Origin of the sequence: Pseudomonas sp. NPDC089396 (genome assembly GCF_044749545.1) — a bacterium.
GTDB lineage: Bacteria > Pseudomonadota > Gammaproteobacteria > Pseudomonadales > Pseudomonadaceae > Aquipseudomonas.
Genome location: NZ_JBIVIC010000020.1, coordinates 39,111 through 53,643, shown reverse-complemented (window position 1 = coordinate 53,643; position 14,533 = coordinate 39,111). Strand labels below are relative to the sequence as shown.

13 protein-coding genes are annotated in these 14,533 nt (G+C 62.4%); 8 read left to right on the top strand and 5 right to left on the bottom strand.

Annotated elements, in window-relative coordinates:
- Window positions 1–53 precede the first annotated feature (53 nt).
- The 3 genes from ACIPZB_RS25880 to ACIPZB_RS25870 all read right to left on the bottom strand — a co-directional run bounded on the left by ACIPZB_RS25880 (window position 54) and on the right by ACIPZB_RS25870 (window position 2,899).
- Complete coding sequence (locus ACIPZB_RS25880; RefSeq protein ID WP_400643289.1) at window positions 54–749, bottom strand: glutathione S-transferase N-terminal domain-containing protein; 696 nt, start codon at window positions 747–749, stop codon at window positions 54–56.
- A gap of 75 nt (window positions 750–824) precedes the next feature.
- Window positions 825–1,325 (bottom strand): PaaI family thioesterase, encoded by a 501-nt coding sequence (locus ACIPZB_RS25875; protein ID WP_400643288.1) that lies wholly within the window; start codon window positions 1,323–1,325, stop codon window positions 825–827.
- A 191-nt stretch (window positions 1,326–1,516) separates the two neighbouring features.
- A complete protein-coding gene (locus ACIPZB_RS25870; protein WP_400643287.1) occupies window positions 1,517–2,899 on the bottom strand; it encodes an amino acid permease in 1,383 nt (460 codons plus the stop codon).
- Between the two features lie 254 nt (window positions 2,900–3,153).
- On the opposite strand from ACIPZB_RS25870, the gene gcvA reads away from it, so the two are divergent.
- Both gcvA and ACIPZB_RS25860 read left to right on the top strand, forming a co-directional pair.
- On the top strand, window positions 3,154–4,050 hold the full coding sequence (gene gcvA, locus ACIPZB_RS25865) for a transcriptional regulator GcvA (RefSeq protein ID WP_400643286.1): 897 nt from the start codon (window positions 3,154–3,156) through the stop codon (window positions 4,048–4,050).
- 157 nt (window positions 4,051–4,207) lie between these two features.
- The gene (locus ACIPZB_RS25860) at window positions 4,208–5,452 is read left to right on the top strand and encodes an aspartate aminotransferase family protein (protein ID WP_400643285.1); all 1,245 of its coding nucleotides are present in this window, start codon (window positions 4,208–4,210) and stop codon (window positions 5,450–5,452) included.
- A gap of 3 nt (window positions 5,453–5,455) precedes the next feature.
- Here ACIPZB_RS25860 and ACIPZB_RS25855 read toward each other — a convergent pair whose 3' ends face one another.
- Window positions 5,456–5,758 (bottom strand): hypothetical protein, encoded by a 303-nt coding sequence (locus ACIPZB_RS25855; protein ID WP_306379504.1) that lies wholly within the window; start codon window positions 5,756–5,758, stop codon window positions 5,456–5,458.
- Between the two features lie 196 nt (window positions 5,759–5,954).
- Here ACIPZB_RS25855 and ACIPZB_RS25850 point away from each other — a divergent pair, with 196 nt between their 5' ends.
- Window positions 5,955–6,380, top strand: coding sequence for a hypothetical protein (locus ACIPZB_RS25850; protein WP_400643284.1), 426 nt, complete (start codon window positions 5,955–5,957; stop codon window positions 6,378–6,380).
- 73 nt (window positions 6,381–6,453) lie between these two features.
- On the top strand, window positions 6,454–8,565 hold the full coding sequence (fusA, locus tag ACIPZB_RS25845) for an elongation factor G (RefSeq protein WP_400643283.1): 2,112 nt from the start codon (window positions 6,454–6,456) through the stop codon (window positions 8,563–8,565).
- A gap of 111 nt (window positions 8,566–8,676) precedes the next feature.
- Here the strand turns inward: fusA and ACIPZB_RS25840 are convergent, their stop codons facing one another.
- On the bottom strand, window positions 8,677–10,119 hold the full coding sequence (locus ACIPZB_RS25840; RefSeq protein ID WP_400643282.1) for a SulP family inorganic anion transporter: 1,443 nt from the start codon (window positions 10,117–10,119) through the stop codon (window positions 8,677–8,679).
- Window positions 10,120–10,307: 188 nt separating this feature from the next.
- On the opposite strand from ACIPZB_RS25840, the gene ACIPZB_RS25835 reads away from it, so the two are divergent.
- From ACIPZB_RS25835 to ACIPZB_RS25820, 4 genes are all read left to right on the top strand, one after another.
- On the top strand, window positions 10,308–11,042 hold the full coding sequence (locus tag ACIPZB_RS25835) for a secretin N-terminal domain-containing protein (RefSeq protein ID WP_400643310.1): 735 nt from the start codon (window positions 10,308–10,310) through the stop codon (window positions 11,040–11,042).
- A gap of 493 nt (window positions 11,043–11,535) precedes the next feature.
- Window positions 11,536–12,861, top strand: coding sequence for an isocitrate lyase (gene aceA, locus ACIPZB_RS25830; RefSeq protein WP_008096174.1), 1,326 nt, complete (start codon window positions 11,536–11,538; stop codon window positions 12,859–12,861).
- Window positions 12,862–13,070: 209 nt separating this feature from the next.
- A complete protein-coding gene (locus tag ACIPZB_RS25825; protein ID WP_400643281.1) occupies window positions 13,071–13,733 on the top strand; it encodes a lysoplasmalogenase in 663 nt (220 codons plus the stop codon).
- Window positions 13,734–14,114: 381 nt separating this feature from the next.
- Entirely contained in the window at window positions 14,115–14,528 is a 414-nt protein-coding gene (locus tag ACIPZB_RS25820) for an NADH-quinone oxidoreductase subunit A (RefSeq protein ID WP_008096178.1), read from the top strand.
- Window positions 14,529–14,533: the final 5 nt, after the last annotated feature.

Below are 14,533 nucleotides of genomic sequence, written 5' to 3'. Positions count from 1 at the left end.
GTGGGGTACCTGTGGGAGCCGGCTTGCCGGCGATAGGGCCAGACCTGCCAAAATCAACCCGGAATCTTCAGACCGCGCTGCACCGCTGGTCGTTCGAGGAACGCCGCCAGCACCCGCTGCACTTCCTTATATTCATCGAACCCCACCAACTCCCGCGCGTTATAGCGCTCCACCAGGTTGCGCACCCAAGGGAAGATGGCGATGTCGGCAATGCTGTATTCGTCGACCATCCACGCTCTACCCTTCAAGTGGCGATCCAGCACACCCAGCAGGCGCTTCGACTCGTTGACGTAACGATCACGCGGGCGCTTGTCTTCATATTCCTTACCCGCGAAGAAATGGAAGAACCCGACCTGCCCGAACATCGGCCCGATGCCGCCCATCTGGAACATCAGCCACTGGATCGTCTGGTAGCGGGTGGCCGGGTCCTGGCTGAGCAGCTGCCCGCTCTTCTCGGCCAGGTACTGCAGGATCGCGCCCGACTCGAACAGCGGCAGTGGCTTGCCGCCCGGCCCATCGGGGTCGAGAATCGCCGGGATCTTGTTGTTGGCGCTGAGCGAGATGAATTCCGCGCTCAGCTGGTCGTCGTTGTCGAAGCTGATCTTGTGCGGCTCATAGGCCAGGCCGATCTCCTCGAGCATGATCGACACCTTGACGCCATTGGGTGTGGGCAACGAATACAGCTGCAGGCGCTCGGGGTGTTTCGCCGGCCATTTGCGGGTGATGGGGAATGCGCTGAGATCGATCATGGTCAACCTGTGCCTGGGATTGGGAAGTTGTCACTCTAGTGACATCCCGCACGGCTGACCATCACCTGCCTGTCGTCAGCTCGCCTGGCCATGCGCCTTGAGCTTGAGCTTTTCGGTATCGACGCGCACGAACACCGAATCGGCGCTGACGGTGAGCACATCGCCTGCCCAGACCTCGCAGAGCACGCGGGTCTTGCGCCCCACCTCGCCTTCGACGCGTGCCTTGAGCAGCAGCTCGACACCCATTGGCGTGGGCTTGAGGTAGTTCAGGCCCAGGCTGCCGGTGACGCAGTCGATACGCGGCAGGCTGCCGGGCTCACGGCCCTCGGCGCGGTAATGGTAGGCCATGGCCGTCCAGTTGGAGTGGCAATCGACCAGCATCGCCAAGAGCCCGCCATAGACCAGGCCGGGCCAGCCTATAAAGGTGCTGTCGGGAGAGTGCCGGCACAGCAGGTGAATACCATCGGCGTCCCAGTGGCTTTGCAGGTGCAGGCCGGAGGGGTGGGAGCAGCCGCAGCCGTAGCAGGTGCTCTCGGGGGCAGCGAGGGCCTGGAGGGAGAGAGTGTGCTCGTTCATGCGCTTCCTGTGCTTGTTGGAGTGGGAAGAGGTGCGAGCTGCGATGGTAGCGCCGTGCTGGGTCAGCGCCAATCAGAATGCTGGGGGCGCTTTGCGCCCCTTTCGCGACACAAGGCCGCTCCAACAGAAACACGCGATCTCTGTAGGAGCGGCCTTGTGTCGCGAAAGGGGTGCGAAGCACCCCAAAAATATCAGGCGGTCTGCACCAGCACCTTCTCGCGCCGCTGGGTCAACGACACCAGCAGGATGAACAACGTAACCCCAGCCGTCATCAACGTTTCGTAACGGTAGGCATCACTGAACAGCATGTAGCCCAACACCATCATAATGGTGCCGATCACCAGCCACGTCAGCCACGGGAACAGCCACATCTTCAGCTCCAGCGGCCGCCCTTCACGGTCAGCGCGGGCACGCATGCGCAGCTGCGAAACGGCGATTACCAGGTACACCAGCAAGGCGATGGCGCCGGTGGTGGACAACAGGAAGCCAAACACCTTGCCGGGGAACACATAGTTGACGAAGCAGCCGGCGAAGCCCGCCAGGGTCGAGAGAATGACCGCCACGGTCGGTACGCCCGCGCCGGAAATCCGCTTGGTCATGCTCAGCGCCTGGCCGCGAGCGCCCAGGGAATACAGCATCCGCGAAGCCGTGTAGAGGCCTGAGTTCATGCAGCTGGTCACGGCCACCAGCACCACCAGGTCGACCAGCAGCTTGGCGCCTGGCACGTTGAGCACTTCCAGCACCCGCTGGAACGAACCCACTGCCTTCAGGGCCGGGTCGTTCCAGGCCACCAGCGACACCACCAGGAAGATCGACGCCAGGTAGAAGATCGCGATGCGGTAAACCACCAGGTTGGTGGCGCGGCGGATCTTGTCTTTCGGGTTGGCGGTTTCATCGGCCGCGATGGTCACGATCTCCGCACCGAAGAACGAGAAGATGGTGATCAGCACGCCACCGAGCACGGTGCCGAAGCCGTTGGGCATGAACCCGCCGTTATCCCACAGGCGGCTCACACCGGACACCTCGGCCAGCGGCCAGAAGCCGAATACAGCCAGGCTGCAGACCCCGATGAAGGCGATGATGGCGATCACCTTGACCAGGGCGAACCAGTACTCGAACGCTCCGAAGTTCTTCACGCTGACCAGGTTGGTGCCCGACAGCAGGAACATGATCAGGAAGGCGAACAGCCAGGACGGCACGCCGGGGAAGTAGGCGTGCAGGATATCCGCGCCGGCGATGGCCTCGACCGGGATGATCAGTACCCAGAACCACCAGTACAGCCAGCCGATGGTAAAGCCCGCCCAAGGGCCGATGGCTTCGGAAGCATAGGTGGAGAACGAGCCGCTGTTGGGGTTGGCGATGGCCATTTCGCCGAGCATGCGCATCACCAGCAGCACCAGCAGGCCGGTCATGGCGTAGGAAATGAGAATGGCCGGGCCAGCGGTGGCAATGGCGTTGGAAGAGCCGATGAACAGGCCGGCGCCGATGATGCCGGCAATGGAAATCATGGACACCTGACGCGACGTCAGGCCGTGCTGCAGGGAACGCTGTTTCTTGTTGTCTAGCGAAGCCATGGAGAACCCTCGAATGGGTCGGCCGCCACACGGACGGCTGAAAAAGTTGGAGCAGAATTCTTGTAGGTGTGTTGCTCTTTTTTCTTGTTCTGAAGTTGCCGGCCGTGCACTTACCTCCTCTTCGCATCACCGGTTGTAATCGTTGATCCAGGTCAGTATTAATCTATAGGCGCGGGTCAACAAACGACCTTTTCGAAGCACATGATTCCATTCGGGAATGAACTTCATCCTTTTTTGCTCGGTAAACCCTTGCCATGTCAAAACGCCTGATGCCCTCGACCACCGCCTTGCAGTGCTTCGAAGCCGCCGCACGCCACTTGAGCTTCACCCGTGCGGCACACGAACTGCACCTGACCCAGAGCGCCGTCAGCAAGCAGGTCGCGCAACTGGAGGAGATGCTCTCGCACTCCCTGTTCCAGCGCATTCGCCGGCGCCTGCACCTGACCCCCGCCGGTGCCCTGTACCTGACCGAGGTGAACAAGATCCTGACCCAGATCGACATCTCCAGCCGCTACATCCTCAGCTACGGCGACGAGACCGAAGTGCTGCGCATCGCCACCCAGCCGACGTTCGGCGCACGCTGGCTGGTGCCCAGGCTCAAGGGTTTCGGCGATCGCCACCCACGCATTCACCTGGACATCCGCAACGAACTGGAGCCGTTCGACCTGGTACAGGCCAAGGCCGATATCGCCTTTTTCTTCGGCCAGGGCACCTGGCCGGGGGCGACCTGCATCGAGTTGTTCAGCGAAGAGGTGGTGCCGGTATGCGCCCCGCAGCTGAAGACCGCGCACCGTTTCGACAGCGCCCAGGCACTGACCGAGCACCGTCTGCTGCAGTGCGCCTCGCGGCCGGAAGCCTGGCACGAATGGTTTCTGGGCCTGGGGCTGCACAGCCAGAACAGCTACCACGGCCCCCGCTTCGACACGTTCTACCTGTGCATTCGAGCGGCCATCGCCGGTTGCGGCATTGCCCTGATTCCGCGCTACCTGGTGGCCGAGGAGCTGAGCGAAGGCAAGCTGGTGGTGGCCTGGGACCACCCGGTGGCGAGCAATGGACGGCACTTCATCGCCCATGCCGAACATGCGGCGGAGGTGCCGAAGATCAGGGCTTTCGTGCAGTGGATTCGCGAGCGGGTGGCCGAAGGCAAATGAGCGCGTCTGCACTGGCCTCTTCGCGGGGCAAGCCCGCGAAGAGGCCGGCACTGAAAGATCACGAATCCAGGGAATGATCGCAATCAAATAATTCGTTTGCGGAATAATACCCGGGCGCGCTTCGATATTAAAAACTCGAACAAGGTCTGCGTGCCCCATGAACCAGGAAAGTATCAGTCAATCCATTGCCATCGTTCACCCGATCACACTTTCCCATGGCCGTAACGCCGAAGTCTGGGATACCGACGGCAAACGTTACATCGACTTCGTCGGCGGTATCGGCGTGCTCAACCTGGGCCACTGCAACCCGGCCGTGGTCGAGGCCATTCAGACCCAGGCCACGCGCCTGACCCACTACGCCTTCAACGCCGCCCCTCACGGCCCTTACCTGGCGCTTATGGAGCGTCTGTGCGAATTCGTCCCGGTCGGCTATCCGCTGGCCGGCATGCTCACCAACAGTGGCGCGGAAGCGGCGGAGAACGCCCTGAAAGTCGCCCGCGGCGCTACCGGCAAGCGCGCCATCATCGCCTTCGACGGTGGTTTCCACGGCCGCACCCTGGCCACCCTGAACCTCAACGGCAAGGTCGCCCCCTACAAGCAACGGGTCGGCGAACTGCCAGGGCCGGTCTACCACCTGCCCTACCCCAGCGCCGACACCGGCGTTACCTGCGAGCAGGCACTCAAGGCCCTGGAGCGGCTGTTCAGCGTCGAGCTGGCCGTGGAGGACGTGGCGGCATTCATCTTCGAGCCGGTGCAGGGCGAAGGCGGCTTTCTCGCCCTCGACCCGACGTTCGCCCAGGCGCTGCGGCGCTTCTGCGACGAGCACGGAATCCTGATCATCATCGACGAGATCCAGTCCGGCTTCGGTCGTACCGGCCAGCGTTTCGCCTTCCCGCGACTGGGAATCGAGCCTGACCTGCTGCTGTTGGCCAAGAGCATCGCGGGCGGCATGCCATTGGGTGCGGTGGTCGGGCGTCAGGCGTTGATGGCGGCCCTGCCCAAGGGTGGCTTGGGTGGCACCTACTCGGGGAATCCGATTGCCTGTGCGGCAGCGCTGGCGAGCCTGGCGCAGATGAGCGACGAGAACCTCGCCACCTGGGGCGAGCGCCAGGAGCAGGCCATCGTCAGCCGCGTGGCGCGCTGGCAAGGCGTGTACCCGTGCATCGGCCGGTTGACCGGGGTCGGCGCCATGCGCGGTATCGAGTTCGTCAATGCCGACGGCAGCCCGGCACCGGCACAATTGGCCAAGGTGCTGGAGGCGGCGCGGGCCAAGGGGCTGCTGCTGATGCCCAGCGGCAAGGCGCGGCATATCATCCGCCTGCTGGCACCGCTGACCACCGAAGCCGAAGTGCTCGAGGAAGGTCTGGATATCCTCGAGCAGTGCCTGGCGGAGCTGGGTTGAAGCTTACAGGCCCAGTTCTTCCGGGGTGAGCATGTCGGACTCGAAGGCGATCCAGCCGCCTTCGAGTTCGGCGTGGCCATTGACGATCGGCCCGTAGTAGGTCAGGCCGTTCTCCAGGGTCACGCAGATGTGCGTGGCGGGTTTCTCGGGCGCCGCGAGCGTACCGACGAAATGCACCTTCTTCAGGGTTTCGGTCACCGCTTCGAGGCCGACACGCATGCTGGGATTCTCGGAGGCCTCGATATCGCCGCCACGGTCTTCGGCGCTGATGGTCACGGTGGCGGTGTACGGGTACTTGGTGCTCAAGCGGGGTTACCTCAGGTATTAGATGCTGGCTTGCGGGCGCGTAGAGTACGGCAGCCGTGCTCAGTTGTCTCTACTGGCCTCATCGCCGGCAAGCCGGCGATGAGGCCGGGCCTGCCCTGCCATAACCACATGGCCTCCCCCGCCCCGATCTGGTAGGGTGCCCGCCGATGCACGCCACACCACACGAGGACACCGAGTGAGCGCCGAAGAACCCCTGATCGCCGACCTGTTCGAGGTCGACAAACGCCTGACCCTCAAGCCCGTCGTGGACTTCAACAGCTACCTGCGCAATGCCTTCGGCGAAGGCCCGTGCCGCTGCCACCGCTGTGCCGAAGGCGCGGACGAAAGCACCTACAGCCACTCGCACAATTTCGCCTTCGAAGGCCGCACGTGGAATCGCCGCTTCGCCAGCACCGCCGGCAGCGACGTGGCCCAGGTACTGAAAAAGGCCTGGCTGTCGTACACCAAGGCCGAACTGACCCTGGCCGGCGCCCTTGACCTGACCACGCTCAAGACTTTCACCGAAGCTGCCCTGCACGAGCGCCTGCTGGCTCTACTGGCGGCCAGCGGCCTTGCCCGCGAAGTCGAAGGCCAATGGCTGCTGCAAGCCCAGGCCGACTGACGGCCCGGCGGTAAAGCAGGATTCTCCCGCTCTGCTACCTTGGGAGAATCCGCATCGCCGCAGGTAGTCCGTCATGGCCCGTACAACGCCCATCGAGCTGTACCGCAATATCGGCATCGTCGCCCACGTGGACGCCGGCAAGACCACGACCACCGAGCGCATCCTCTTCTACACCGGGGTCAACCACAAGATGGGCGAGGTGCACGACGGCGCCGCGACCATGGACTGGATGGCCCAGGAGCAGGAGCGCGGCATCACCATCACCTCGGCGGCGACCACGGCCTTCTGGCAAGGCTCGACCAAGCAGTACGCCGACAAGTACCGCTTCAACATCATCGACACCCCCGGCCACGTCGACTTCACCATCGAAGTGGAGCGCTCGCTGCGCGTGCTCGATGGCGCGGTGGTGGTGTTCAGCGGCGCCGACGGGGTCGAGCCGCAGTCCGAGACGGTATGGCGTCAGGCCAACAAGTACCATGTGCCACGGCTGGCCTACATCAACAAGATGGACCGCCAGGGCGCCGACTTCCTGCGCGTGGTCAAGCAGATCGACAAACGCCTGGGCCATCACCCGGTCCCGATCCAGCTGGCCATTGGCAGCGAGGAAAACTTCATCGGCCAGATCGATCTGGTGAAGATGAAGGCCATCTACTGGAACGAGGACGACCACGGCACCAGCTACCGCGAAGAAGAGATTCCCGCCGAGCTCAAGGCGCTCGCCGACGAATGGCGCGCGCACATGATCGAAGCCGCGGCCGAGGCCAATGACGAACTGACCATGAAGTTTCTCGACGGCGAGGAACTGAGCATCGACGAGATCAAGGCCGCCCTGCGCCAACGCACCATTGCCAACGAGATCGTGCCGACCATCCTCGGCTCGTCGTTCAAGAACAAGGGCGTGCCGCTGATGCTCGATGCCGTCATCGACTACCTGCCCGCGCCGTCGGAGATCCCGGCGATCAAGGGCACCGACCCCGACAACGAAGAGAAACACCTGGAACGCCATGCCGACGACAAGGAGCCGTTCTCGGCCCTGGCCTTCAAGATCGCCACTGACCCGTTCGTCGGCACCCTGACCTTTGCCCGGGTGTATTCCGGCGTACTCAGCTCTGGCAATGCCGTGCTCAATTCGGTCAAGGGCAAGAAGGAACGCATCGGCCGCATGGTGCAGATGCATGCCAACCAGCGCGCCGAGATCAAGGACGTGTGCGCCGGCGATATCGCCGCGCTGATCGGCATGAAGGACGTGACCACCGGCGACACCCTTTGCGATATCGACAAACCGATCATCCTCGAGCGCATGGACTTCCCCGACCCGGTGATCTCCGTGGCAGTGGAGCCCAAGACCAAGGCCGACCAGGAGAAGATGGGCATCGCCCTGGGCAAGCTGGCCCAGGAAGACCCGTCGTTCCGCGTGCGTACCGACGAGGAAACGGCGCAGACCATCATCTCCGGCATGGGCGAGCTGCACCTGGACATCATCGTCGACCGCATGCGCCGCGAGTTCAACGTCGAGGCCAACATCGGCAAGCCCCAGGTGGCGTACCGCGAGAAGATCCGCAACACCTGTGAAATCGAGGGCCGCTTCGTTCGCCAGTCCGGCGGACGCGGCCAATACGGCCACTGCTGGATCCGCTTCGCGCCGGGCGATGAGGGCAAGGAAGGCCTGGAGTTCACCAACGAAATCGTCGGCGGGGTGGTACCGCGCGAGTACATACCGGCGATCCAGAAGGGCATCGAGGAGCAGATGAAGAACGGCGTGCTCGCCGGCTACCCGCTGATCAATCTGAAGGCGGCGGTGTTCGACGGCTCGTACCACGACGTCGATTCCAACGAAATGGCCTACAAGATCGCTGCCTCCATGGCCACCAAGCAGCTGTCGCAGAAAGGCGGCGCGGTGTTGCTGGAGCCGGTGATGAAGGTCGAGGTGGTGACGCCTGAGGAGTACCAGGGCGATATCATGGGCGACCTGAGCCGGCGCCGCGGAATGATTCAGGATGGCGACGAGACACCTGCCGGCAAGGTTATTCGCGCCGAGGTGCCGTTGGGGGAGATGTTCGGCTATGCCACCTCGATGCGATCGATGACCCAGGGGCGAGCCAGCTACACCATGGAGTTCACCCGTTATGCCGAAGCGCCGGCGAGCATTGCCGATACCATCGTGAAGAAGACTCGCGGCGAGTGATCGAGCGAGGGCTTCGCCCTCGATCGCCGGCAAGCCGGCTCCCACAGGGATCTCCAGTATTGACCCGATCGGCGTGGGAGCCGGCTTGCCGGCGATGGCATCACCACCGATTCAGTGCTGTTCACCCGCCCGCTTCAGCAATTTCTTGCAGCGCTCAGACAGGTGCACCACGCGCAGGGGCTTGCCTGCTTTGGCATAACGCTCGCGCAAGGTCTTCAAGGCGGCAATCGCCGAATAGTCGACAAAGCTCAAGTGCTTGCAGTCCAGGGTCACCTTGACCGGGTCGTTCGCCGGGTCGAACTGGTTGAGAAACGCCGTGGTCGAGGCAAAGAACAGTGTGCCGTGCACCTGGTAATGCTTGCTCCCTTCAGCGTCCTCATGGCTCTCGGCATACAGCTCCCGCGCATGCTGCCAGGCGAAATTGATCGCGGCGATGACAATGCCGAACATCACCGCCGTGGCCAGGTCGGTGAACACCGTCACCAGGGTCACCGCAATGATCGCCAGCACATCGCTCACTGGTACCTTGTGCAACACCCGCAAGGACGCCCAGGCGAAGGTCTGCTGGGCCACCACGAACATCACCCCGACCAGCGCCGCCAGCGGAATGCGCTCGATCAGCGGCGACAGGAACAGCACGAACAGCAGGATCATGACCCCGGCGACCCCCCCCGACAGCCGGCCACGGCCATTGGAGCTGAGGTTGATCACGGTCTGCCCGATCATCGCGCAGCCACCCATGCCGCCACACAGGCCCGAGACCATGTTGGCCGCGCCCAGGGCCACACACTCGCGGTCCGGGTAGCCGCGGCTTTCAGTGATTTCGTCGGTAAGGTTGAGGGTCAGCAGGGTTTCCAGCAATCCGACCATGGCCATCAGCACAGCGTAGGGGGCAATGATCTTCAGGGTTTCCAGGTTCCACGGCACATCCGGCAAGGCCAGCACCGGCAGGCCGCCGGCAATGTGCGCCATGTCGCCGAGTGTGCGGGTCGGCAGGCCGAGCAGGTACACCAGCAATCCCACTCCCAGGATCGCCACCAGTGCAGGTGGCACGGCACGGGTGAGCTTGGGCAGCACGTAGACCACCAGCATGGTCAACGCCACCAGGCCGATCATCAGGAACAGCGGCACACCGCTGAGCCACTGCTCGCCCTGCTTGAAGTGCTCCAGCTGGGCCAGGGCGATGACGATCGCCAGGCCATTGACGAAGCCGAGCATCACCGGGTACGGCACCAGGCGCACCAGCTTGCCCAGGCGCAACAGGCCGAACAGGATCATGACCACGCCGCCCAGCAGCACCGTGGCCAGCAGGTATTGCGCACCGTGCTGCACCACCAGGGCCACGATCACCACTGCCATGGAGCCCGCGGCGCCGGAGATCATCCCCGGCCTGCCACCGAACAGCGCAGTCAGGGTGCAGATGATGAAGGCGCCGTACAGACCCATTAGCGGGTTGAGGTGGGCGACCAGAGCGAAGGCGATGCACTCGGGCACCAGGGCGAAAGACGTGGTCAGGCCGGCGAGCACGTCGGCGCGAAATCGGGCGGGTTTCATGAATGTCCTGTGGCGCAGTCCGGGTGGACGGTACGAAAAAACGAAGGAGCGCGATGTTACGGATTTTGTCGAACAACAGCCACCGCCAGCACGATCACACCGCCGAGAAAGGAAAGCTTGTGATCTACACCCGGCATAATCATGGCAAATTTGCCATCATGTTGATTCCACCTGCGGAGATCATGGACATGCCGCTATGCCCTCTTTTCGTTTCCCTGCTGCTGGCTGCGAGCCTGACGGCCCAGGCGGCCACCGAAGTGGTGCCGCTGCAGCACCGCAGCAGTGCCGAGCTGCTGCCCGCCGCCCAGTCTTTCATCGGCAAGGACGGCAGCGTCACCGCGTTCGAGAACAAGCTGATCGTCAACGCCAGCCCCGAGCGCATCGACGACTTGCGCACCCTGCTGCTGCAACTGGACACCGCCCCCAAGCGCCTGTTGATCAGCGTCGACAACAACGACAGCAACTTTCAGGACGATCGCGGCAATGCCCGCGTGATCCACTACGGCACCAGCAACCGTGAGGGAGGTCTGCAGCAGATCCAGGCCAGCGAAGGCCAGCCGGCGTTGATCCAGGTCGGCCAGAGCATCCCGGTGACCAGCACCAGCACCGACGGTTATGGGCGCATTCAGAGCAATACCGAATACCGCAACGTGACCCAGGGTTTCTACGTCACGCCGAGTTTGAGTGGCGAGACGGTTCGTCTGCAAATAAGCAGCAATAACGACAGAATTAGCCGGGAACGTGCCGATGTAGTGAACGTGCAAAGCACCGACACGACAGTCACTGGCAGGCTTGGCGAGTGGATCACCCTGGCAGGCTACAACCAGCAATCCCAAGCTGGCCGAGATGCATCAAGTCGCACCTACAGCACCCAACGGGGTGAAAACATGACGTTGCGTGTCAAAGTCGACCTTCTCGACTGAGCCCAGGCAAATCAAGGCCTCGACCAACGGCCTTGAAACTGACCCGCAAGTCGCATCAGACCAAAGATGTAGTAAGTTAAAAAAACCACTACAAAACATTTGACAGGTACTTTTTCCCAAAGGCATGATGGCCTCGCTCCCGCTAATCAGGGGCCCTGGCAAGGGCCTTCGAGGCGTACTCCTCCCACCCCTGGAGGCGCCTCGTGTCTATACGGCCCACAAGGCGGTTCGACGGGATTGCGACTGCAACGAAGAAGTTGTCCCGAGGGACGGAAGCGCATCACCGCAGTACTGGCAATCGCGTAGCACCGCAGCGAGGCAACCACGAGCCGACCTGCTGGCGCACACTTTCGCCCGGCCTGCACACCCCTTCCCCTTCGAGCCTTCGCGTTCGCCGCCGCACTCCCCCGGACAGGACAGCCGCCAGCTCCCTGATTCGCTTCGTGAGCATCAACACAATTACCCCAAGATCGATGCGACGAGGTTTATTTCCATGGCACTGACACGCGAACAGCAAATTGCAGCCCTCGAGAAAGACTGGGCCGAAAACCCGCGCTGGAAAGGCGTGACCCGTACCTACACCGCCGCTGATGTCGTTCGCCTGCGTGGCTCTCTGCAGCCGGAGCACACCTTTGCTCGCCAAGGTGCAGAAAAACTGTGGAAGCTGGTCACCGAAGGTGCCCACCCGTCCTTCCGCCCAGAAAAAGATTTCGTCAACTGCATGGGCGCCCTGACCGGCGGTCAGGCAGTACAGCAGGTAAAAGCCGGCATCCAGGCCATCTACCTGTCTGGCTGGCAAGTGGCCGCCGACAACAACTCGGCCGAGTCCATGTACCCTGACCAGTCGCTGTACCCAGTCGACTCGGTACCGACCGTGGTCAAGCGCATCAACAACGCCTTCCGCCGTGCCGACCAGATCCAGTGGAAAGCAGGCAAGAACCCAGGCGACGACGGCTACATCGACTACTTCGCGCCGATCGTGGCCGACGCTGAAGCCGGTTTCGGTGGCGTGCTGAACGCCTACGAGCTGATGAAGAACATGATCGAAGCGGGCGCCGCCGGCGTGCACTTCGAAGACCAGCTGGCGTCGGTGAAGAAGTGCGGCCACATGGGTGGCAAGGTACTGGTACCGACCCAGGAAGCGGTGCAGAAGCTGGTTGCAGCGCGCCTGGCCGCTGACGTCTCGGGCGTGCCGACCATCATCCTGGCCCGTACCGACGCCAACGCCGCCGACCTGCTGACCAGCGACTGCGACCCTTACGACCAGCCGTTCGTAATCGGCGAGCGTACCCGTGAAGGCTTCTACAAGGTGCGCGCCGGCCTCGACCAGGCCATCGCTCGCGGCCTGGCCTACGCGCCGTATGCCGACCTGATCTGGTGCGAAACCGCCAAGCCGGACCTGGACGAAGCCCGCCGCTTCGCCGAAGCGATCAAGAAGGAATACCCGGACCAGATCCTGTCCTACAACTGCTCGCCTTCCTTCAACTGGAAGAAGAACCTGGACGACGCCACCATTGCCAAGTTCCAGCGCGAACTCTCGGCCATGGGCTACAAGCACCAGTTCATCACCCTGGCCGGCATCCACAACATGTGGCACGGCATGTTCAACCTGGCGCACGACTACGCCCGCAACGACATGACCGCCTACGTGAAGCTGCAGGAGCAGGAATTCGCGGACGCCAGCAAAGGCTACACCTTCGTGGCTCACCAGCAGGAAGTGGGTACTGGCTACTTCGACGACATGACCACCGTGATCCAGGGTGGCGCTTCGTCGGTGACTGCACTGACCGGTTCGACCGAGGAAGAGCAGTTCCACTGATAACCGTGGATGGCTGAAAGCAGGCCCGGGATTCGCGAGGATTCCGGGCCTTTTTTTGCCTGCGCTGGCCCTTTCGCCGGCAAGCCGGCTCCCACAGGGATCTCCAGCGCCGAAGCGTTCGGTGTGGGAGCCGGCTTGCCGGCGATAGGGCCACGGCAGAATCCAGGATCCGGACTATGCTTGGGGCAGCCCAGCAGCAAGGACCGCCCATGCCTCGTCCAAGCCATCTGCTCATCATCGCCGTCGCAGCCGCCGCCTTCTATATATATGCACTGGCCACCGACAACGCCCTGCTCGGCCTCATGGCCAAACCTGTTCCGGTGCTGGCCCTGATCGCCTGGATGCTCAGCGCCCCCGCTACACCGTATCGCCGCTGGATCACCATTGGCCTGGGCTTCTCTGTGCTCGGTGACATTCTGTTGGCCATCCCCGCCGACCTGTTCGTGTTCGGCCTGGCCGCCTTCCTCTGCGCGCACCTCGCCTACCTGCGCGCCTACAACAGCCAGACCCGGCGAGCAGCGCTACCAGCGCTGGCATTGAGCGCCATCACCGGCATCACCCTGCTCGGCGCACTGGCCAGCCACGGTCTCGGTCCGCTGTTGATACCCGTGGCCGTTTACGCACTGGCGATCAGCGCCATGCTCTGGCGCGCGTTGGCCTGCGGCGGCGCCGCTGCGATGGGTGCTTGCCTGTTCGTGTTCTCCGACAGCCTGATCGGCATCGACCGTTTCGTCAGCCCGTTCGCCGCCGCGCCTTACCTGATCATCCTGGCCTACTGGCTCGGCCAATGGGCGATCGCTTCATCCGCTCGCCACGGCTTAGGCGGCAAAGTATTGACCCAGAGCGGTGCACGCGGAATCGAAAACTGCTAGAACAAGAGGCTTTCGCATTTGCAAGTGGGGAATATCGCCAGATGAACTTTGCAAGGCTCAGCAATGGCAAAGTTTCAGATACCAGCTCAAACGATATTAATTATCATTACCAAGTTAGTGTTTCGTTACGCTGGGCAAGAAACATAATTAACAAAACCGTTCGCAATGCCCGAAATTCAAGGCTTTCAGCCAGTTACGAGGGATTTTTATTCTTAATGCTACGAATAAATTTGCGACAGAAATTTTACTTGCACCGGGTTTACCCATAAAATCAGCCCGATTGATTCAGCTGCGACATTTGGTCACTGCACCTGCGACACCACGTCGCCGCTCTACTTATTTCAGACTGCAGAGCTGGGTCTCTGTATAAGGATCTCTAGCATGTCCGATTCGGCAGGACTCATCGCCCACAACTGGGGCTTTGCCATCTTCCTCCTGGGTGTCGTCGGCCTGTGTGCCTTCATGCTCGGTCTCTCCAGCCTGCTCGGTAGCAAGGCCTGGGGCCGCGCCAAGAACGAACCCTTCGAATCCGGCATGCTGCCTACCGGCAGCGCTCGCCTGCGCCTGTCCGCCAAATTCTATCTGGTCGCGATGCTGTTCGTGATCTTCGATATCGAAGCCCTCTTTCTCTTTGCATGGTCTGTGTCCGTCCGCGAAAGCGGCTGGACCGGATTCGTCGAAGCACTCGTTTTCATAGCAATTCTGTTGGCAGGTCTTGTCTACCTATGGCGCGTCGGGGCACTTGATTGGGCTCCCGAAGGTCGCCGCAAGCGGCAAGCGAAGCTGAAACAATGAGGCTT

Bases quoted from the DNA above. Each gene is read 5' to 3' on its own strand.
- ACIPZB_RS25880 (WP_400643289.1), bottom strand. From the start codon at position 749: ATGATCGATCTCAGCGCATTCCCCATCACCCGCAAATGGCCGGCGAAA.
- ACIPZB_RS25875 (WP_400643288.1), bottom strand. From the start codon at position 1,325: ATGAACGAGCACACTCTCTCCCTCCAGGCCCTCGCTGCCCCCGAGAGC.
- ACIPZB_RS25825 (WP_400643281.1), top strand. From the start codon at position 13,071: ATGCCTCGTCCAAGCCATCTGCTCATCATCGCCGTCGCAGCCGCCGCC.
- ACIPZB_RS25820 (WP_008096178.1), top strand. From the start codon at position 14,115: ATGTCCGATTCGGCAGGACTCATCGCCCACAACTGGGGCTTTGCCATC.
- gcvA (WP_400643286.1), top strand. From the start codon at position 3,154: ATGTCAAAACGCCTGATGCCCTCGACCACCGCCTTGCAGTGCTTCGAA.
- ACIPZB_RS25835 (WP_400643310.1), top strand. From the start codon at position 10,308: ATGCCGCTATGCCCTCTTTTCGTTTCCCTGCTGCTGGCTGCGAGCCTG.
- aceA (WP_008096174.1), top strand. From the start codon at position 11,536: ATGGCACTGACACGCGAACAGCAAATTGCAGCCCTCGAGAAAGACTGG.
- ACIPZB_RS25870 (WP_400643287.1), bottom strand. From the start codon at position 2,899: ATGGCTTCGCTAGACAACAAGAAACAGCGTTCCCTGCAGCACGGCCTG.
- ACIPZB_RS25840 (WP_400643282.1), bottom strand. From the start codon at position 10,119: ATGAAACCCGCCCGATTTCGCGCCGACGTGCTCGCCGGCCTGACCACG.
- ACIPZB_RS25860 (WP_400643285.1), top strand. From the start codon at position 4,208: ATGAACCAGGAAAGTATCAGTCAATCCATTGCCATCGTTCACCCGATC.
- fusA (WP_400643283.1), top strand. From the start codon at position 6,454: ATGGCCCGTACAACGCCCATCGAGCTGTACCGCAATATCGGCATCGTC.